This is a genomic window from Flavobacterium sp. 21.1, from assembly GCF_057801535.1.
The window spans coordinates 158,529-180,377 of record NZ_JBYNXA010000001.1 but is presented as its reverse complement, the minus strand read 5'-3'; the positions used below and the strand labels follow the sequence as shown (position 1 = coordinate 180,377).

The following is a 21,849-nucleotide window of genomic DNA, read 5'->3' as shown; positions in this document are numbered from 1 at the left end:
TCTTTCGGCTTTGCCTATTCGTCGCTGGCCGAAAATTTTGTTACTATTTAAATTTTGATTCGATATAATAATCGACTTATTTTTTCATGAAATCGAATGAACCTTTTCTTAAGTTGATTCCGTATTCAAGATATGCTTTCAAACAAGCCAGGAAATTGGACCATCCAAAAGAATTTCCTGACAACCACTTTAAACCGTTTTCGTCATGAGGCATGCTCTTTTCTGAAATGGAAACCAAGGTTGTGTTGTTTTCTTTTTCGGTTAAGGTCATTTCTACTAATAATTCACTTCCGCTGTTTTCCCAGTAAAACGAAACGTATTTGTCTTTTTCGATCTTGTCGACGCGAACCGGACATTCGAAATCAAACTCAGGAAATTTCCAGATCAGTTTTTTGCCTTCTTCCATCATTCCGGTGCTTTCGGAGATGAAATAATTGGTCATTTTTTCCGGATTTACAATGGCTTCAAAAACCTCACTTACAGGTTTTCCGATTTGCATTGCAACGTTGATTTCTAATTTTTCAGGTGTCATAATCTTAAGTTCTTTTGATTGAAAATATTTCTCCTAATTTAGAATAATTGGATCCGGCCAGACGGGCAACAGGCTTGTAAGTTTCCATGTTGATTCTGAAATCGTCCAGTAAGATGCTCTCGTCCACATGAAACATCACAACGCGGCCGATAATGATAGTAGCTCCTCCAAATTTATTGTCTTCCAAAGTGTAATGATGTACCAGTTCGCATTCCATGTTTACCGGACTTTCCTTTACTCTCGGCGCCTTTACTTTTAAAGACGGAATTGGAGTAAGGCCTGCCAGTTCAAATTCGCTAACGTGAGATTCAACTGATTGCGAAGTGGTGTTCATTTGCTCAACAATATCTTCCACAACCATATTCACGACGAATTGTTTTGTAGCCAAAATATTATTCAGGGTATCCTTGTTGGAATTGTTCGGACGAACCGTGGAAAACATAATATGCGGCGGATCTTCACCTACAGCATTGAAGAAAGAAAACGGAGCCAGATTTAAAATTCCGTCTTCGCTGATACTTGAAACCCAGCCAATTGGCCTTGGGATAACAGTGCCGGTCAATAATTTATAAGTTGCCTTCTGGTCAATTATTTCAGGGTCAAAATGCATTATTGTGTAGTTTGTACAAATAAAACAAATTATTTGTAATTACAACGCATTCACTTTCACTAAATAATTAAAGAAATTTTGTATTTTAGTTACAAATCTCAGGCATGGAAAAAACAGATACTAAAGGAATTTGGCGCGTTATTTCAGCTTCATCGATGGGTACATTGATCGAATGGTATGATTTTTACATTTTCGGAAGTCTGGCCGTAGTTATTTCAACAAAATTCTTTCCTGCCGGGAATCCCACAGCGGCATTTCTATCGACTTTGGCAACGTTTGCTGCCGGTTTTGTGGTTCGGCCTTTCGGGGCTTTGTTTTTTGGAAGACTAGGCGATTTGATAGGTAGAAAATATACTTTCATGGCAACTTTACTTTTGATGGGAGGCGCTACTTTTTTGATTGGTTGCATTCCCAGTTATGAAACTATTGGTTTTCTTGCTCCTTTATTGGTGCTTATTTTAAGGCTTTTACAAGGTTTGGCGTTGGGTGGAGAGTATGGCGGTGCTGCGACATATGTTGCCGAGCATGCACCCGTTCATCAGCGTGGTTATTGGACGTCATGGATTCAAACAACTGCAACGGCAGGCCTTTTCGTTTCATTAATGGTGATTTTAATAACACGTTCTTTGCTCTCGGAGGAAGCATTTGATACCTGGGGATGGCGTGTTCCTTTTTGGATTTCAATACTGATGGTTTATGTTTCTTATCTCATTCGTAAAAAAATGCATGAATCGCCCGAATTTGCAAAGGCGAAAGCGGAGGGAAAAACGAGTAAGAATCCGTTAAAAGAAAGTTTCGGACATAAATACAATTTGAAATTTGTCCTTTTGGCTTTGTTTGGAGCGACGATGGGGCAAGGCGTAGTTTGGTATACCGGACAGTTTTATGCCATGAGTTTCATGAAGACCGTGATGAATGTAGATAGTTCTCAGGTTGATACTTTACTGGGAATTGCTTTGCTAATGGGAACGCCTTTCTTTGTTTTTTTTGGCTGGCTGAGTGATAAAATCGGAAGAAAGAAAATCATGATTGCAGGAATGTTACTGGCCGTGTTGTTGTACCGACCGATATATAAAACTATGTATGAAACCGCTGATGTGAGTAATAAAACGGTTGCAACAACAGAAAGTTCTACTGATTTGGACAGAGAAAAAAATATTTCCACCGCCACTTTTCATTATAGTTTTACCGACGGATCAAAAGCAACGAGAATCATTGCAACCGATTTTAATAAAATGCCTTTTGCTCCCGAAACGAAATCAACAATAATTACAGTTGCTCCCAATGATAAATGGCTATTGGTTTTTCTGGTGTGGATACAGGTGCTTTTTGTAACCATGGTTTACGGACCTATCGCTGCTTTTTTGGTTGAATTGTTTCCCACAAGAATACGCTATACTTCAATGTCATTGCCCTACCATGTAGGTAACGGTATTTTTGGAGGATTGCTTCCTGCCATATCCACTTATTTGGTGACCAATGCAAAAGAAAACGGCGAACCTGAATTTTACCTTGAAGGCTTATGGTATCCTATTATTGTGGCTTCACTGAGTATGATAATCGGATTTATTTATCTGGATCACAAAAAGAGAAATTAAAGAACAAAATTATGGATCTTTTAAAACGTATGTTAGGCTTAGTGTGTGTGTTTCTGTCAGTTGTGGCGGCGTATTTCTGCGTAATGCATTTCGGATTGCCAAAACTGAATTCCGGTAAACAGGATGATCTGGTTTTCGGGGTCATTATTTTATTCATATTAACGCCATTAATTGTATCAGGTTTGGCAATTTTCGGTTACTTTGCATTAAATGGTGAATACGATAAAAACAAAATGTAATTTTTATGAGCTACTACAAGATAAGCAACCTTGAACAATACTTTAAACATTATAACAAATCCATTCGTGAGCCTCGGAAATTTTGGGGTAAAATAGCGGAAGAAAACTTTGTATGGTACCAGGCCTGGGACAAAGTAGTGGATTTTAATATGGGTGAAGCCGATGTGAAATGGTTTGTAAATGCAAAAGTAAATATCACCAAAAACTGTATCGACAGGCATTTAGCCAAACGAGGCGAAAAAACAGCCATAATTTTTGAGCCCAACGATCCTAACGAAAAAGCCCTTTACATTTCTTATAATGAATTGTATGACCGAGTAGCAAGAATGGCTAATGTTCTTCGCGAGCAAGGCATCAAAAAAGGGGATAGGGTTTGTATTTATTTACCGATGATTCCTGAATTGGCTGTTGCGGTCTTAGCATGTGCACGAATTGGGGCAATCCATTCCGTGGTTTTTGCCGGATTTTCTGCTTCTGCGGTAACATCGAGAATTAATGATTGTGAATGTAAAATGGTAATTACCTCTGATGGTGGCTACCGTGGTAATAAATCTATTGATTTAAAAGGGATTATTGATGAAAGTCTGGAAAAATGTCCAACAGTAGAAAAAGTTCTTGTCGTAAAAAGAACCAATTCGGCTATAAATATGAAAGAGGGTAGGGATTATTGGTTACAACCGCTTTTAGACAACGCCATTCCTAATAATGTGGCAGAAATCATGGATGCTGAAGACCCGCTATTCATTCTTTATACATCAGGTTCGACAGGAAAACCAAAAGGAATGCTGCATACCACGGCTGGTTATATGGTTCAGACGGCTTACACTTTTAAAAATATTTTCAATTACGAAGAGAATGACGTGTTCTGGTGTACGGCTGACATCGGTTGGATTACCGGACATACTTATATTTTATACGGACCATTGTTAAATGGGGCTACCACTGTTATTTTTGAAGGAATTCCAACGTATCCAGACTTTGGTCGTTTTTGGGAAGTAATTGATAAACATAAAGTTACTCAGTTTTATACCGCTCCGACAGCTATCCGTTCTTTAGCAAAAGAAAGTACTTCATGGGTAGATAAATACGATTTAAACTCGTTAAAAGTTATCGGTTCGGTAGGGGAGCCTATCAATGAAGAGGCGTGGCACTGGTATAATGATCATGTCGGAAAGAAAAAATGTCCGATTGTAGATACCTGGTGGCAAACCGAAACAGGAAGCATCATGATTTCACCGGTCCCGTTTGTAACGCCTACAAAGCCAACGTATGCGACGTTACCGTTACCTGGAATTCAGCCGGTTTTGATGGATGAATTGCGAAACGAAATTGAAGGAAATCAGGTGGTTGGAAGCTTATGTATTAAATTCCCGTGGCCATCGATGGCCAGAACGATCTGGGGTGACCATCAGCGTTATAAAGACACTTATTTTTCAGCTTTCCCAGGGAAATATTTCACTGGTGACGGGGCGCTACGCGATGAAGTAGGTTATTACAGAATTACCGGAAGGGTAGATGATGTGGTGATCGTTTCCGGGCATAATTTAGGAACAGCTCCGATCGAAGATGCCATTAATGAACACCCTGCAGTTGCGGAATCTGCAATTGTTGGTTTCCCTCATGATATTAAAGGAAATGCATTATACGGATTTATTATCCTGAAAGAAACAGGGGAATACCGTGATCGTGATAATTTGATGAAGGAAATTAATGAACACGTTTCCAGTCATATTGGGCCAATCGCAAAATTGGATAAGATTCAGTTTGTAAGCGGATTACCGAAAACGCGTTCGGGAAAAATTATGCGCCGCATCTTACGTAAAATTGCTGAAGGTGATTTTTCAAATTTCGGAGATACTTCGACATTATTGAATCCTGAAATTGTAGATGAAATTAAAGACCAAAAAGTATAAGAAAGATAAAAGCCCTGAATTTCAGGGCTTTTTTATGTCATTTTCAGCTTCTTTTTTAGTTTCAAAAACAGAAGTGCTGTTATATAAGCATCGTTTGAAGCTGTATGTCGGTGGCTTTTCTTGATTTTGAATAAATCGCATAATTCCTCTAATGTATAATGCTGATCTTCCGGAAGATTTTTAAAACGTTGGTACATTACATTGACATCCAGTACGTTGTTTTTCAGTTTGCCAAGATTCAACCTTTTCAATGCCTGATTCAGCATTTCAATATCTAAATTGGTATTATGGCCAACCAAAGTTCCGTTTTTAATATGACCCAGGAATTGCATCATAGCATCTAATTCGGAAACTGATTCATGCGAATGGGTTTTGAAGAGTTTTTCAACCGCTTCATTTTGATGTTTTTCCTTTTTATTTTCGATGAAAATTTCGAAAAAGTCTTTTATTTCAATCTGATCGTTTGTAACGCCGATGCAGCCAATCGAGATAATGGTGTCATGCTTCCAATCCAAGCCGCTTCTTTCACAGTCAAAAATCACATAACGTGTCGGAGCACTCGAATCCTCTTTTTCAAAATTATCCAAATACTCTTTCCAAAATGTCGGATCACCTTTTCCTTTTAACCAATCCAGCATAGTTTATGTAAAATAAGTTAATTGAAAACGGTTCTTGATCAAATCCTGAATTTCGTTGATAGGCTGGAAACAGTTTTTGAGTTTAACCTTGTCGACTTTAGTCAGTTCTTCGATATTGACATAACTACCGTTGGAATCATTCTTTAAACCATCCTCAGTTCGGAACCAGTGGAGTGTGTGAAAAGCTTCAGCACATTCGATATACAGATCCGCGTTTTGAGGTTCCAAGTCAGCTAATTTTTTGAAACGCTGATAGGTATTGGTAATCCCTTTAATTCCTTTACTTATTGCAAAAACACGGGCAGCATCCACTAACGGAGTTATAGCTCTGTTTTTAATATCGAAAGTATCTTTGTGTTCTTCGTCCTGTTCCACTAAAAACTGTCTGAAGAAGCCAAGCGGTGCCGGTTTTTTGATAGCATCAGTAGCCAGAAAAGCATAGAACAATTGATTGTTTGCTGCTTTGGAGAAAATTTCCTCTGTTAATGTTTTTTCTAGAAACGGATCGCCATAGATAAAGTTATAATCAAAGAAAATAGAACTCACATGGATCCCTTTTTCCCCTGGAGTATTGATCCAGGTGTTGTATTGTTTTATCCAGTCAGTCAATGATTTACACCATAATTCATTATTGGCGTTCAGACCTTGTTCGCTTTTTTCATAACCGATTTTTTCAAAGGTTTCCAAAACGCGTTCTGCTAATCGCATGAAGTATTTTTTAACCTGATCATATTTGTCGGCAGGGACATCTTCAAAAATTAAAGAACTGTTTATATCCGATAATAAAAGTTGCTCTTTTCTTCCTTGGCTTCCTAAATTAAACCATGCAAAACGTACCGGTGGTTCACCTTCTTTTTCGATGGCTAAAGCAATTGCTCTTTTGGTAATGGCGATAGTAATCTCGGAAGCGACATTAGTAATATGTGAAATCGGGATATTCTTGTCGATTGAATTTTGGATAAGATCCGTTAATTTATCACGTACAACTTTGAGGTCTTTCGATTTTTCTGCGCGTTTTATCTGTTTTAAAAGTACGCCGGGATTATTTGCCTGAGCAGCAACAACATGATGTTCGGAAATGATTCCGGAGATGGTGCTTTTTTCCGTTCCGTCGCGGGTTACGCATAAATAGGGAACGTTGTGCTTCAGCATCATCATTTGTGCTTCGGCAATTGAGATGTCTTCCGGAACAGTAACAACCGGAACTGTCATTATTTTATCTACAGTTACATCAATCGGATAAATTCCTGTGGCGATTTTTGATGTTAAATCGTAATCGGTCACAATTCCGATCGGCATTTGGTTTTCCTGAATGATTACACTGCCGATTTGTCTGCTGGCCATGGTTTGGGCAATGTACTTTACCACATCGTTAGGGCTGGCAGTGATTGGTTTTTTGGTGTATTTGATAGGTTGGAAATACTGGATATCTGTTGCGGTTTGCTCATTAAAGAGTACGTTTTCAGAGATCAGTTTTCCGCGATGATCTTTGTCGTATGGATTTCTTGTGTTCGATGCAAAACTTTCAAGTAGAAAGCTTAGTACGTGGCTGTTGCCTGTTACATAAGGTTTGAAAACTTCAATCGGAATAGCATAAATGATAGAATCTTCCCTTGATTTTGCGGTCATCAGGTAATTGTTTTTGGCAAAAAAAGGACGTAATCCCAGGATATCACCCTCATCACATTTGTCGATAAGGGTTTCTTCGGCATCAGAAATCACAGAAAGACCGATTGCTCCGGAGGCTACTACATAAAAAGAATCGTGAGTAGGGTCGCCGATTTTAAACAAGATCTGATTTTTTTCCAGATAGAGCACTTTAACCTGCTCCGAAATCGTTACCAGTTCCGTATACTGCAAACTGGTAAACGGAGGATAGTGCTTTAAAAAATCGGCAATTCGTTCTGCAATAGGATTTCTCATATCAAATTGTAATATTTACTAACTCATTTCCAATAGAATAACCTGTAAGAAATTAGCGATAGTATAATAGGGAATAATTTTCTAAATATAATAAAAAATAGTATACTTCAAAAGGGTAGCGGTTTAAACTTTATTAAGCATACAGTTGCGAAATTGTTATTATAATGACAGCCAATAAGGCACAGCCAATACCGTAGTAATTAATTTTTGAAAGTTTTTCATTAAAAGCGGTGATTCCAATTAAAGTTCCCAAAGCGATTACACCGAAATTCATGGCGGCAAATACAGTTGATGGGTTGTCTGTCAGTGCTTTATGTGCTTTTAAATAGAAAAGGATGTTACCGAAATTAAAAATCCCCAGCACCATACCGAAAATAAAATCCTGTCGCGTTAATTTTCGATTTTTAAAAATAAGCGAATAAACGCTCATCAAAGAACTGATGATGAAGGCGCCGCAAAAGATAAAAAATAATGAAGTGGTAAATGGGATTTCTTTGTACAACGCAATTTGTTTGAAAAGAACGTCGATGATTCCGAATCCTAATAATACGAGTAAAGGAAAAATCCAGTTGCTATTTTCTGAAGAAGATTCAGATTTTCGGTTTAACGTCAGGAATATTGCTGTAAATCCGATTGTCAGTCCGATACATTTTAATACGCTGATATTTTCATGAAAAATGAAGTACGATGCTAATATCGGAATGAACAAAGACAGACGCTGAGCGATTTCGGTTTTTATAATTCCAATATTTTTTACCGACGACGCTAAAACAAGAAATATGGTTGGTAGTAATATGGATAATGGCAGATAAAATTTCCATGGCGCCGAATTATCCAAAATTTTCATATCCGGAGAAAACGAAATATAGCTCAGAAGTGCAGCCGCTAAATAATTCCAGTTAATACTTTGTTTGATATTTATTTCGTAACGACGTGCTATTTTCAGGAGTACAGCAACGGAAACGCTGCAACAAATACTTAAAAGTATATAGATCATTTGGTAGGGAATATTTAATAGAGACAAAAGTAATAAGATTTCATAACAGCATTATTACACCTATTTAAATTTTCTATTTTACATAATGTATATTATAGTTCAAAAGTGGTTATAGCAATTTCTGCTTAAAATCGGCATATTTTATCGTCTGCGGCTACTTTTATGTACTTATTCGAATAAACAACAATCTTGTACTCTTTAAAATCTTGACATTTTATGGATTTTTTTAAGATCATCTCGCGTTTCCCGGCTTCTGATGAAGTTATGTCGAAATTATTAACTGAAGATTATCTAATTTTTTCTGAAACTAATTATATACTGTTTATCATATATAGTAATTGGTTTTAAAAACGTGCAAAAACTTCTTAAAAAATGTGCATTTCATCGATAAAAAAAATCACTTCGTCGAAATTTGACGATTTTAAAAAAATATCGTAATAGTATTCTTATGTAAATTTCGCGTAATTTATTGATTAACAAATGTTTAACATTGGTTATTTTGGTCGTTTTTGAGTATTTTCTGATAGCAAAATGCTGTTTCTGTAGAAGAAACCCTATTAATAAGGTTAAATTATGCATTTTGTCGATAAAAAGTGCATTTCGGCGATAAAATAATTTTGTTTTTTCGAACCTAACTTATAGGTTTGCAATGAGTTACAATTCAAAATAGCTCACAAGATTAAATCAGCAACAACTAAAAGAAATGATTATGAAGAAGGCAATTTTAACTGCAACATTACTTTTTACAATTTTCAGTTTTTCCCAAACTGCAACTAACGTAACCTATACCGCTTCGTCGGAAAATTTCACTAACCCTGAGCGTGGTTTTTATCACCACACAGAAACTCACTCAACTGGATACAACAGTTTAAGTCAATCTACTTTGACAGGCTACAGAACCAGTCAGAACATCACTTTGATACTTCGTGTATTCTACTTAGAGAATTTTAGAAATTCCCCAATTTCTTCAGATTATCTAAGCAAGGTACAGGCCGATTTCAATGCTATCAGAAATGCAGGTTTAAAATGTATCGTACGTTTTGCTTACTCTGATTCAGATGCAGCCGGTCAAAGAGATGCTTCAAAAGCACAAGTATTAGCTCACATCGAGCAACTTAGACCAATTCTTCAAAGTAACGTGGATGTAATCGCCGTTATGCAAGCCGGATTTATCGGGTCTTGGGGAGAATGGTATTATACAGACTACTTCGGTATGTCTCCAAGTTCAACAGATTATGCTAACAGAAGAGCTGTAGTTGAAAGTATTTTGAGTGCTTTACCTGCTTCAAGAATGGTGCAGATCAGAACACCTAAATTAAAACAAAATACTTTAGGATCTTCCTCTGCTTTAACTGCTAGCCAAGCATATAACGGATCGATTCTTTCAAGAGTGGGACACCATAATGACTGTTTCCTTTCAAGTTCAACGGATTACGGAACCTATAGTAACACATCAACTGAATACCCTTATTTGGAGCAGGAAACTAAGTTTACACCTATGGGTGGAGAAACTTGTTCGGTAAACTTACCTCGTTCAGGTTGTGCTACTGGTATGCAGGAAATGCAGAAATTCCACTATTCTTATTTGAATACAGACTATAACGCACAGGTAATTAGTGGTTTTGCATCTGAAGGTTGTTTACCTGATCTTAAAAACAAATTAGGTTACCGTTTTGAATTGGTAACAGGTTCGTTCCCTCAGGCAACTAACCTTGGTCAGACAATGAATGTAAACTTTAAAGTTAGAAACTCTGGTTTTGCAACGCCATTCAATCAAAGAACTGCTTACATCGTTTTCAAAAACACTGTAACTAATGAAGTGTATACTAAAGCTTTAGCAACAGATCCTAGATTATGGACAAGTCAGGCTGAAACAACAATCAATGAGACAATTACATTACCGTCAAACATTGTTCAGGGAACTTACAAATTGTATTTACACATTCCTGATGCAGCATCAAGCTTAAGCGCTCGTCCTGAATATGCAATCAGAATGGCAAATGCAAATACTTGGGAAGCTTCAACCGGATATAACAATCTGAATGCTACCGTAAATGTTGGACAAAACCTTGGAACAGGTGATACATCTTTGACTGTTAACGCATCAATTTACCCTATTCCTGCAAACACTGAAATATTCGTAGAAATGACAGGTATTGATCAGTATGCAATTGGGATGTACAACTCATTAGGTCAGAAAATAAATGTAAACTCTACATTAACAACCAATAAATTAGCTATTAACACAGAATTTTTGAGCGACGGAGTATATTATATCAAAATTTCTAATGGCCAAAAAAATGACACAAGACGCATAGTGGTAAAACACTAAACTTTTCATATTTTTTTTATTAGTTGATTGAAAATGGGAACTGTTGAAAAATGGTTCCTATTTTTTTTTCTTTTGTTTCAGATTATGTTTTACGCCAAATTGTAACGCATTCGAATAAAATTTATCCTGAAGATAAAATTCGAATATCGCTGAAACGGACGTGTAATCAAAGATCTGCCAATTGAGGTTTCCGACAAATCGTCCGAATTCTGAGGCGTAATCATCATAAAACCAACCCCCCTCCAGTTTCATACTGAAATCATCTTCGGAATTCCCGACGGAATAACCCACTCCGCCACCAATAAAAAAGCGGTCATCGATCATCCAATAAGGATATCCGGTAGATAACGGAATTGTCGATTCTCCCAGAGATGCCTGCGTTCTTGTTGCTTCAGTAAACGGTTGGAATCTGTGTTTTTTCTGCATCCAACGGTCAAAAATTACTTTTCCGGTTATACTGCCTTCATAAGACTCCTTCACGTAATAATCCTTATTGAGTATCTCGCTGGTGTTGTAATAATTGCCTTCAAGAGACAAACTGGTATTAAAATATTTGAAAAACTTATAATCCTGATAAAGGTTCAGCTGAAATCTGTAAATGCTTTTACTGTAAGACGGTCCGTTTTCTGCAGGCGCAATTTTTAATTCTGCGGAAGAATAACTGGTGTTTTTTGAATAATTGGCACCGGCTCCAAACTGAAAAAATGATTTTTGCAGCAGACTGTATTCATAACGGATGCTTGACCAATATTGCAGTTTTTCAAAATTTTTAGGATTATTGAACTGATACTGAACTCCGAATACATCATGGGTCCTGTTGTCTTCATAATCCGGGACTTCATAATCCACACGGTACATTGAACTATAGGTTACTCCAAAACCGTGCTGGTTTTTCTTTTTATCAAAAACGTTGTACGACAGCACATTTTCAAAAGCTGAAAGTTTGTCTTTGTTCGTTTGTAAATCGGTGTCATATTTTATGAAACTACCGTATTCCCTGCGATTTGTTTTGATTACATTTTTCAGAACATCGGGAAAAAATAAGCCCGGATAATTTTCCACCAAATCGTTCTGAAGACTGTTTTCTTCATAAATGACATCAGTATTCAACATTTTTTGAATGGTTTCCTTATCAGCAGATTCATCCGGAAGTTCGCTTGCCAAAACCCAGGATTCCTTGAATTTCCCCATGTCGTGGTACGCAATACTCATTTGCGCTTTTACTCTGTAGTCATCAGGATGATCTTTGATGTAGGCACTATATTCGTTAATCAGTTTTTGATATTCTTTTAATTCAACCAACCACGACATTTTGCTGTAAAAATCAATTTCGCTACTGTAGGCCGACCAGTCATACGCTTTTTGAAAATCGTTGTTATCCGCATAGATCCAGGTAATCGCGGTTGCCAGTTCTTTATAATCATCAGAAGGTTTTATTTTATCCAGTTCCGATATGGCGTTTTGCGGTTCATAATTTACCAGATAATCAAGGTATTTCATATAACTTTCATGAGAAGGATCCACCTTCATTAAATTGGTGAGCGCGATCTTTATCTTATCCTGATATTCTGCAGAATAAAAATAAGCGATGTAATTGTTGAGCAACTCCTTATCCTTTGGATTTGCAATCATCTGCGCACTCATCCATCGCTCCTGAATAATGTCATTTGGATAATAAACATGCTTAGCCAATTCCTGTGAATACATTATATTTTCCGGCATTGGATATTTGAGACAGTGTTCCTCAAGCATGGTCCATACTTCTTCTGCCCTCTCCTCCCAGGAAAGGTATTCGGCGTACTTGTTCCAGACTTCCGCATTTATTTTTGGTTCGGTAAGCATTCTCTCTCTTAATGCTTTAATTTCCGCTGCTAATTTTTCATCCGAATCATCTACCCAAATTGCTTCTTTTGCCAGACGTTCTACTTCAATTTTGTATTTTTTGAATTCAGCTCTGACATTTGCAACAGCTTTATCCAAAGAAGCGACATCATTATCGGCACGGAAATCCGGCATAGTTATTCTTGATTTATTGGTTCGCACCGAATATAAATAACCATCTAAATAGGGCACTTTTTTAAAGGCAGCACCCTGTCTTTTTAACTGCTCTTCTATTCGTGCTGCTTTTTCTTTTGTTCCGTAAACAAACCAATCCTGCTCCGAAAAATTGGAGTCTTCAGGTTTCAGTTTTTCAACAGTGTATATTCCGTGAACGGTTTTGTGATTAAAATAAGAAGCTCGCCAATCGTTTGTCATCAAGCCACTTTCACGTGCATCAAGATATCGGATGTTTGGGAAATCGGTGCGCATTGTTTGTAACAACTTATCAAATTCGGGATACATTGCCCTGTTGCTGTTTGGGGTTTTGTACCAGCCCAGATTATCATAATTACGTAAATCATAAATTCCTTTACTGATATTGGTACTCGGAATTTGATAAATATCGTCCGGGTGAAGAAAGTGTGTCCAGACTCCGGTATACATGTATAGCGAATACATCGTAAATTTTAAATCGGGATCGACATAAAATCCACTGGAAATCCTTGGAAAATCGAAGAATTCCGGTTCATAAGGATCAAAATCAAATTCACGGTCCCCTCCGTCTTTTTTAGCTCCGACGAAAATACTACACATGAATTTTATGGAAGGCATTCCTTTTTTTAATTGCTTCAACCCTACTCTGTCAATGTAGTTAGAAGGCGGTACATAGGTTACCGGCAGCGGTCCAAAATCGTTTACCTCCCATTTTTTTTCGGCAGCTTTCAGTGAGGTTGCCATAAAATCCGGGTTTTTCCAGTCGGATACGAGAAGGGAAACGTGGTTATATCCATGGAAGGCCAATTCATGTCCGTGTTTTGCTACGTCATTTACAAGCCACGTACTTAATCCGATCTCCTTTCCTTCGATTTCAATTATTTTTGAATCCCATTCTCTGAATAAAAATGGAGGTTTTACATTAGCATTGTAATCAAAGGTCGTCATTGCCGCATACTTTATATCGTGCTTTTTAGCCAGTTTTACTAAATCAGGCCACCAGACATGATGTACGTAATCCGTTATGGTTAAATTCATTTCGGAAAGCACGGGTTCACTTTTGATATCGTATAATGGTGACGGGAAATCATCTAAAAAAATCACTCCGGTATCGACCACGGGATAAGGAACTCCTTCCAGGCCTTTAAGAAGTCCTGCCACGATCAGACCACGGTCTTCTTTAATGAAAAAATAGGTGGTATTATAGTAGATCACTTTTCCTTTTCCAATTGAATTTTCAATAATTAAGGGATATTTCGGGTCGTTATCCGCGTAAGCGTCGACTTTTACTTTATCAGAAAAACAAACCCCTTTCAAACCGAAATGTTTAAGGTCTTTTTTATAGCTATGGTCTTTAAATCCGGGTAAAATATTGGTCTTGAACAAAAATCCTTCAGCTTCAGGATCCGTTTGATAATCGTTTTCCGGTTTCATTCCCACCAAGAATGAAAAGCGTTTGTCTTCACTACCGAAAGGCATGAATAAGGTACCTCCCCTAGCCACAAAATCGGTAATCACATCGATACTTTTATTGTTTAGTTTTTTGGTGTCCAAGAGACTTAAAACTCTGACACTGTTATCGATCTTAGGGTTTTTGTTCCATTCGGCCAACGTGACACTGCGAAAAGGGACTTTTGTATAATCACAAACCTTTCTGATATTTCTGTTTAAGGTCAGACTTTCAATATCACCCTTGTCACTAATGAACTGAACCATTGGCGGAAGGTTTAATGGTATTCCCGAATATCTGCGTAAAGTTATTTCGCCTGGTTTACGGGCATCCAATCCTGTTAATTCGTCGATTTGCACGCAGCCGGAAGCGATTGCCACCGCCAGTAATGCAAAAAACACACGAATTCTCAGTGAAGTATTTTTGTTGACAATCTTCATACATTAAAAAATTAAATCTTCTGTTTTACTTTGACCGGGATCGTTCTCAATCTCAAAAATTTTGATCAGATCACTTTCATAAAAAACGCTTATTTTACGACCGCGCTTTTTGAGGGTTTCCAGTTTTGAAAGTATCAGAGGTGTAATTTCACAGTTAACTATAATTCGGTTGGTTTTGTCATCACCTTTCTTGTAAACGAAAACCAAAACACTTTTAGGAAGTACGTATTCCGGATTATTTTGCAGGAATTTTGTATTCTTTTTATTCTTGAAATAAATGGAATCCCGTGTCAGATAATTTTTTGTGAAATCGGTATAATGAATAAAATAATGTTTGTTAATACTGATGGATTGCGTGGTATAGTCATTTACGACAGCATAAGAAAAAGGATAAAAACTAGAAGTTATCTTTTCATAGACATTGATGATGTCTCGCGGAATATCATCTGTTTTATGTAGTTTTTTATACTCTTTATTCTGGTAATAAAAAGCGGAATAAAGTACACCTGTAATAATAAGCACGGCAAAAACCGGTCGGATAAATTCAATTTTTGTGTAAAAGAAATAGCCTAACCTGATTATGAGTGCAATCGCAATTCCAAATAAAATGGGGATAAAAACACCTAAGGACAATTTCACCAAATCGGTGTCAATCCAACTGTTATCGATTTCCGAGAGAACGACCAAAAAATTAAAATAAACGAGAAAACACATTGCGGCATTCCATTTTTCGTTTTTTAAAATGATCAGTAAAAGACAGAAAGCCATACAGATATAGCTTAAATACTGATAGTAGATCATCAGTCGTTCATAAGAAACTACCAGGTGTGAAAAATAGGTATAGGCACTTACCGACATTAAGCTGGAGTGCACAAACAGAACGAAATCATCCCCAAAATGAGAACAGGCGGTTCCGTAGATGATAAAAAGCACCATCAGTGAAATTAAATAGGCACCGATGGTTATAAGGTTAGCGATTTTATGTTTGATGGAGGAAGTTAATAATCCGATAATTAAAAAAGGAAATATCAGTACCACCAAAGTGAAAATATCTATTAGACCTATGGCTGTAAAACCTAAAATATAATTGATAAAACAATTGAGATTATTGCTGTGCATTATTCCCGGTTTAAGATATAAAACCATAGCCGGGAGCGCGAAGGAAATGGCAAGAAACAAGGCCTGATGCTGCAAAATAAAAGTCAGATTCAAAGGCATAATGGTGTAGCTCACACTATAGAAAAGAGCGACCATCATAGGAGCTATTATTTTGGAATAAGTGATTTTGTTCACCACCCAAAAGAGAAGGATGCTGATTAAAACCGATTCCAGAATTCCCATGGATTGTAGCGCCACTTCGGGGCTCACGCTCGTAAATTTTCCGTAAAAATTGATCATGGCAAGTTCTCCAACTGTCAGGATTCCGTTCGTGAACCATCGTTGGGAATCAAAATCGATCACGCTTTCAAGATCAGAAATCCAGGAGCCTGATAAGGAAAACAAATCAAACTTGTAGAAAATGTAGCGACTGTAAAAAGTAACACACCCGATTATGGAAAGTAAAAAAAGATACCAAAGTCGGTTTTTGCGTTCCTTTGGGTCAGAGCGTGTTAAAACAAAAAAGCCTATCGGCTTTTTAAGTTCGATATTTTCGATCAATTCAAAAATATTTCGCTTTATTTTCTGGGAAACTATATTAACGGAATCGAAGATCTTCTTTATTCCGAAATAGTCAACGAAAATGGTAACCATTAAGATGATTACAACATTCAGTAGATTGTACATTCCAAGTTGCACCAATCCAAAAATCAGGAGCATGATGATGCTACCGTACTTAAACCACTGCTTTGCAATAAAGTCGAAGTAATTTACAGATTTGTCGTACGATATGAATTTTCTGTTCAGGTAGAACAAAAACAATATCATGAGACAAAGCCTCACAAAACCTGTTATTATTGCGCTTGAAATTATCATATACTACTACTCTATTTTATAAAATTTGGTATGCCCTGAAGATCAATCGTACCGATAAAATATAGAAATCTGGTTTTTGAAATTCGGTTCTGAATGTCTTTATACAGCGCTTCAGAATCAGCGTACTCGACAAGAATTATAGGGAATTTATATTTCTTATGTAACACGTTAAGTTTTTTGATATACTCTTCATAATCATTCTTTTCTCTGAGTTTGTAATTGTTGTCTGCAAAAGTGTAATTGCTTGCAACAGATTCCACCACAACGCCGTTTACGAATTTATGTGTATCTTCCAGAAGCTCTATTCCTGCATTCTGAAGGATAAAATGTTGCGGGTATTTGTTTTTTAATTTTTCTATGAAAACTACAATTTCTGCCCTCTGCTCTTTTTGAGGGCCGAAAGAAGTAAAATTGTCAATATTATCAAGAAATAGACCGTCGTAGCCTTCAGAAAGCATGCGGTCGATTTCAGAAAAAAGTACCTGAGAAGTTGAATCGGATTTTAGGTCTAAATAATAGCTGTCCCAATTCTCATTTTTTCCTATCGTAATGTCTTTTAGCTTTTTATAATGCTTTGATTGACTGTTTACTTCACCTAAACTAATGTAGGCTAAAACTTTACCATTTAGACTTTTTACCTTTTTAATGTCAGACGGATTGAAATTTTTTGATTCGAGAATTACGTATTCGAATCCCTTAATTTCAATCGGATTGACCTTTCCGTAGCAAAAAAAAACATTAGGTTTCTGATCGGTGTTCGACCAAACCCTAAATCCTAATAATGAAGGAAGTAGACAGAGAAACAATTTAATATGCTGCATAATAGTAGTAGTCTAAATTTTTAAAAAACTCGATATTGGCTTTTAAAGTCAAAAGCATAAAAACTAGCGAACCGACCAAAAGTCCGACGACACTGTACTCATAGGAAACAAAGCGGCTCATCAGGAAGCCCGTAAACGCGTTGGCTAGACAAGCAAAAACTATTGCTCTCAAAGGTTTTACCGGTTGCCCTAATGTGAAAAGGTATAGTGTGTTAAGCATACCCCAGGACAGAAAAAAATATCCCAATCCCCCTATCAGACAAACCCTGAAACTCAATGCTTCAAAAACCTCATTGAACTGAGCCTGATATCCCCAGGAAGATGTTATTATGAAATAAATCAAAACGAATATAAACAATGCGGAAACCGTAAGAATCCCGATATGCTGCCAGTACATTTTATAGAGTCCGCCATTGTACTTATCCGGAACACTATACGAGGTGTTTTTTTGGCCGATATCAATAAATTTTGAAAATGCTGCCAGGCTGTATTCCAACACTCCGGAAAGCAATAAGAAAAACATTATGGCTACATCCATTCCCAATTCATATTTCTTTTCAAAGTAGATTATATAAGGAACTGTGCCGCTTACATCCGCAGACCATGCCAGAATACGGTCAATGAAAATGAATATGTAAACCAACAAACCGTAAAAGAAGTAATGATAGTTCTGATAAAGCATTACAGGCGTTTTCACTTCCATATTGCAGTCGACCTGACATTTGTCTATTTTGTTTTTAAAAAAGTAATTTAAATATCCCTTTGATAAAATAATAGCCATCGCTATTCCGATCCAGTGTGTTAGATAAATAGGCGTGTCAGTAAATTTCTTAAGAGAAACAGCAGTTATAGTTGCCAGAAATATTGCCAATGATATTACCCAACGTCGTTTTATGGTATGCAGCGGAGCTATTACCAAAAGAAGCATTCCTACCAGAAAAGCATACATAAATAAAACAAACAGCAGCTTTGCAGGATACACGTGAAAAAAGAAATTAATCACAAAAATGCAAAGCAGCACCAGTGAAACTGATTTCGCTCCCAATAAAACCAGAAAATCAATGGTTTTACGTGTCATGGTATAATCTTCATAATTCCAGTAAAAAGACGCCTGATGGCCAATCACCTGTACAAATCCGCCGGTGGAAATAAGTCCGACAATTACACCCAGAACCACAGCGGTAGACTGCATATGGTTAAAACCAACATACGTCCACAGTGAATATCCGAAAAAGATAATGGCTAGTATTTGAACAAAAACAGGTAATAAATGCAAAATTCCCAAAGGATAATACTTTGCAAAAATTCTCATTTTGATCATCAGATATTCCGAAACCTGAAACGTTTTCGTCTCTTCATTTTTTTCAAGCTCTTTTTCCTTTTTATTTTTTAAAGTGATGTAATTAGGCGCCGAAATCAACTGATTGAATACTAAATCGGCCAAAGCTCGAATAGAAACAATGCCGAAATCATTCATAGTGTCTTTGTCTCGGATCCCCAACGATTCAATAGTGGCCGCCACCACGCGATTGCTCACGGGTTTGCCTATCTTGTCCATGATAACCTTTTTGAGGTTCTCGATATTTTGTAAATGACTTTTCATTATTGTTCTGAATGGTTAAGATGCTTCCATTGTTTTTTGGTCTGCGAGCTGCATATAGAAGGATTGCGTCGAGTTTTTCATGATTTTCTCATACGCTTCTTCGTATTCTTTTATGAACTTTCCGATGGTGAAATTTTCAGTCACTTTTCTGCGGGCATTGATTCCCATTTGTTTACGTAATTCATCATTTTGCAAGAGTTTGATAACGCAATTGCCGATATCTTCGTAATCTTTTGGTTTGCAGATGAATCCGCAATTTTCGTCCAAAGCTTCGGTAACACCTCCAACATCAGTGGCAACGACCGGAATTCCGCAACTCATGGATTCCAAAACCGTATAGGGGAATCCTTCTGAAATTGAAGTCAGAATCGAAATATCGCCTTCACAGAATAACTGGTGGGGCTTACTGTGGTATCCCGCCAGTTTAAAGTTGTCCCGTAATTTCAACTCGTCGATCAGGTCTTCACATTCCTTGGTATATTCCGGCACGGCATTGTTATCGCCGTAAACCAAAAACTGCACGTTCGGAATCTGCTGTGCAACTACGTGGCAGGATTTTATCATTGTGATAATATCTTTCAAATCGAAAATACGGGCTGCGGCGACCACGGTCGGAATGCCTGCAAGTCTTTCAGGTTTGGGTGCCGGAACAAACAAATTATGGTCGATTCCGTTATAGATCACATCGATGATTTCCGGATTAGCGCCATAAAGTTTTTCCCAGACCATGTTGAATTTATTTACCGAAAGTATCATGTCAGCCTTGTAGTATACCAGTTCGGTAATACTTTCTGAAAATTTGACAAGCATCTTTTTAAGAAAATAGGAGTATTCGGAAGAGTTGATTGCCAGCAGTCTTTCACGGATAAAAACCCCATGTTCAGTAGCGATTATTGGCGTGTTGTATTTGTATTTTAGAACCAATGCAGGGATCACCGGAAAACCGGAAATGGTTAAATGGGATATATCCGCTTTAGGAACATCGATCGAAAGCGGAATAAGAAAACGATAGATCCAGCGCATTCCAAAAGTCAGATCATTCAATGTTGCTTCTTCTTTCGTGTTGCGGCTTAGTTCGACCACCAGGTTACAGAAACAACGCCATACTGCCATACTCTGCATGGTTTTTTTGTAATCATGATGCTGAAAAAACTGCCACATTTTGAAGATAATATCATCAAAATCTTCTGCTTTTCGGGTATCGGAATAAATATTGGTTATCATTCTCCTGAATACGGGAATGAATTCTTCTCTGATTGTTTTTTCGTTCAGGTCTTCTTTTTCGTCAACAATTGTATAAAAATGTTTACCGTAATTGATCATCTCCTGCGGTTCAAGAGGTGACCAGAGCGGAACCTGAACAATCTGTTTTACATTTTCGCTTAAAGTATAACGTGGACGGCTCTCATATTGAGCGTTAATGGAGTACAGAATGAAATTAGCATTTTTTATTTCATTACAAAGCATGTGTGACCATGTTGAAACACCGCCACCATTATAAGGATAAGTTCCTTCTAATATCAATAGAATATCGTACTTTTTATTCATTTCAAAAACTATTTATTCCTTACAGCGGTAAAAAGGAATACCGCCTAAAAAAATGAATCACTAAAACCTCTGGGGTGTTTTTGAAACGTAGTACAGCTTGTGGTTAACTGTTAAAAATGTCGTAACGTATTGATTAATACAAATTTAAGTCAAACAAATTTGTTCCGTAAGCCGTGGCGTGTTAAAATAGTCAAATACAAAAAAATATCGACGAAATGCAATATTTGTTAAATCGTAAACAAATTAATCGCCGTTTCTTTGTCAAAGTATAAATTGTTAAAAATAAATGCCGTTTTTTTATTTAAAAAAAGAGAATAAAGTTTAATTTTGCAATCCAAATTTTTGAGTTCTTAACTAAACAACAAAACCGTGGAAAATCCAACTGCACAAAAATTAATCAATAAAATCCAGCTAGATTTATTCAAAAATGGATTTAATGCTGATACATTGATCACAGATTTAAAGAGATTAAGAGAATACGCTCTTGAAGAACAAAATCCTGTGTTGGTTAAAGCTATTCGTTTAGCTTATGAACACATTGAAAGCAATAATGGCTTTTTTATTGCTATTCCGGATGATGAACCAATGGAAGGATTTGACGGTACTTCAACCAATGTAACCGAAGAAGCTACAAACATTGAAAGTTTGGAATATCTGATTTCGCTTTTCGCGGATCTAAAAAACAAAAACAATATTGCTGATTTAAGAGAGTACAACAAATCTTTCTTGGCTTACTAATAAAGAAACGAACTTTTACGTTATATTGAAACTACGCTTTAGGCGTAGTTTTTTTATAAGTTTTAGTTAAAAAGTGGTTTTTTCTTTAATTTGTACGCTACATTTGATGTGTTTTATGACAAAACCTCAAAGTTTTAAACTTTAGAGGGTTTGTAAATACTTAATTTTCAATCGTTTATTATATGACACGTATTTTTAAAATTATCGCTTTACTTGAAGGAATTTCTCTTTTAGTGTTGTTCACTAATATGTTATTTCTAAAACCGACAAACTTCGATTTATACAAAACCCTTGTTATGCCTTTAGGGATGACACACGGTTTACTTTTTATAGGTTACGTTGTTTTGGCAACCATGTTTAAAATGGAAGAAAACTGGCCAATGAAAAAATACCTTCAGGTTTGTATTGCATCGGTAATTCCGTTCGGTACTTTTTACGTTGAGAAAAAAATACTTTAAT

The 21,849-nt window shown here is 36.8% G+C and carries 16 protein-coding genes; 6 read left to right on the top strand and 10 right to left on the bottom strand.

What is annotated here, in order from left to right:
* Positions 1–76 precede the first annotated feature (76 nt).
* Positions 77–532, bottom strand: a complete 456-nt coding sequence (locus AC3E9U_RS00780; protein ID WP_488744999.1) for an SRPBCC domain-containing protein — start codon at positions 530–532, stop codon at positions 77–79.
* A gap of 4 nt (positions 533–536) precedes the next feature.
* Positions 537–1,142, bottom strand: coding sequence for a flavin reductase family protein (locus AC3E9U_RS00775; RefSeq protein ID WP_488744998.1), 606 nt, complete (start codon positions 1,140–1,142; stop codon positions 537–539).
* A 104-nt stretch (positions 1,143–1,246) separates the two neighbouring features.
* On the opposite strand from AC3E9U_RS00775, the gene AC3E9U_RS00770 reads away from it, so the two are divergent.
* The 3 genes from AC3E9U_RS00770 to acs are packed head-to-tail and all read left to right on the top strand — an operon-like array spanning position 1,247 to position 4,892.
* Complete coding sequence (locus AC3E9U_RS00770) at positions 1,247–2,740, top strand: MFS transporter (protein WP_488744997.1); 1,494 nt, start codon at positions 1,247–1,249, stop codon at positions 2,738–2,740.
* Positions 2,741–2,751: 11 nt separating this feature from the next.
* A complete protein-coding gene (locus tag AC3E9U_RS00765; protein ID WP_488744996.1) occupies positions 2,752–2,979 on the top strand; it encodes a DUF6814 family protein in 228 nt (75 codons plus the stop codon).
* 5 nt (positions 2,980–2,984) lie between these two features.
* On the top strand, positions 2,985–4,892 hold the full coding sequence (gene acs, locus AC3E9U_RS00760) for an acetate--CoA ligase (protein WP_488744995.1): 1,908 nt from the start codon (positions 2,985–2,987) through the stop codon (positions 4,890–4,892).
* Between the two features lie 32 nt (positions 4,893–4,924).
* Here acs and AC3E9U_RS00755 read toward each other — a convergent pair whose 3' ends face one another.
* The 3 genes from AC3E9U_RS00755 to AC3E9U_RS00745 all read right to left on the bottom strand — a co-directional run bounded on the left by AC3E9U_RS00755 (position 4,925) and on the right by AC3E9U_RS00745 (position 8,450).
* Complete coding sequence (locus tag AC3E9U_RS00755; RefSeq protein WP_488744994.1) at positions 4,925–5,530, bottom strand: 3'-5' exonuclease; 606 nt, start codon at positions 5,528–5,530, stop codon at positions 4,925–4,927.
* 3 nt (positions 5,531–5,533) lie between these two features.
* Positions 5,534–7,453 (bottom strand): DUF294 nucleotidyltransferase-like domain-containing protein, encoded by a 1,920-nt coding sequence (locus AC3E9U_RS00750; protein ID WP_488744993.1) that lies wholly within the window; start codon positions 7,451–7,453, stop codon positions 5,534–5,536.
* A gap of 133 nt (positions 7,454–7,586) precedes the next feature.
* A complete protein-coding gene (locus tag AC3E9U_RS00745) occupies positions 7,587–8,450 on the bottom strand; it encodes an EamA family transporter (protein ID WP_488744992.1) in 864 nt (287 codons plus the stop codon).
* Between the two features lie 709 nt (positions 8,451–9,159).
* Between AC3E9U_RS00745 and AC3E9U_RS00740 the strand changes: the two genes are divergently transcribed.
* Positions 9,160–10,782, top strand: coding sequence for a DUF4832 domain-containing protein (locus AC3E9U_RS00740; protein ID WP_488744991.1), 1,623 nt, complete (start codon positions 9,160–9,162; stop codon positions 10,780–10,782).
* Positions 10,783–10,839: 57 nt separating this feature from the next.
* Here AC3E9U_RS00740 and AC3E9U_RS00735 read toward each other — a convergent pair whose 3' ends face one another.
* The 5 genes from AC3E9U_RS00735 to pelF are packed head-to-tail and all read right to left on the bottom strand — an operon-like array spanning position 10,840 to position 20,652.
* Positions 10,840–14,706, bottom strand: coding sequence for a DUF2194 domain-containing protein (locus tag AC3E9U_RS00735; RefSeq protein ID WP_488744990.1), 3,867 nt, complete (start codon positions 14,704–14,706; stop codon positions 10,840–10,842).
* A 3-nt stretch (positions 14,707–14,709) separates the two neighbouring features.
* Positions 14,710–16,680 (bottom strand): hypothetical protein, encoded by a 1,971-nt coding sequence (locus AC3E9U_RS00730; RefSeq protein ID WP_488744989.1) that lies wholly within the window; start codon positions 16,678–16,680, stop codon positions 14,710–14,712.
* A gap of 11 nt (positions 16,681–16,691) precedes the next feature.
* On the bottom strand, positions 16,692–17,501 hold the full coding sequence (locus tag AC3E9U_RS00725; RefSeq protein WP_488744988.1) for an endo alpha-1,4 polygalactosaminidase: 810 nt from the start codon (positions 17,499–17,501) through the stop codon (positions 16,692–16,694).
* Positions 17,488–19,059, bottom strand: coding sequence for a hypothetical protein (locus AC3E9U_RS00720; RefSeq protein ID WP_488744987.1), 1,572 nt, complete (start codon positions 19,057–19,059; stop codon positions 17,488–17,490). Before AC3E9U_RS00720 ends, AC3E9U_RS00725 begins: the two co-directional genes overlap by 14 nt.
* A 60-nt stretch (positions 19,060–19,119) precedes the next feature.
* A complete protein-coding gene (pelF, locus tag AC3E9U_RS00715; RefSeq protein WP_488744986.1) occupies positions 19,120–20,652 on the bottom strand; it encodes a GT4 family glycosyltransferase PelF in 1,533 nt (510 codons plus the stop codon).
* 369 nt (positions 20,653–21,021) lie between these two features.
* On the opposite strand from pelF, the gene AC3E9U_RS00710 reads away from it, so the two are divergent.
* Together AC3E9U_RS00710 and AC3E9U_RS00705 are read left to right on the top strand one after the other, a co-directional pair.
* Entirely contained in the window at positions 21,022–21,390 is a 369-nt protein-coding gene (locus AC3E9U_RS00710; protein WP_488744985.1) for a hypothetical protein, read from the top strand.
* Positions 21,391–21,572: 182 nt separating this feature from the next.
* Positions 21,573–21,848 carry a DUF3817 domain-containing protein gene (locus AC3E9U_RS00705; RefSeq protein WP_488744984.1) on the top strand — a complete coding sequence of 92 codons (276 nt, stop codon included), beginning with the start codon at positions 21,573–21,575 and terminating at the stop codon, positions 21,846–21,848.
* Position 21,849 lies beyond the last annotated feature (1 nt).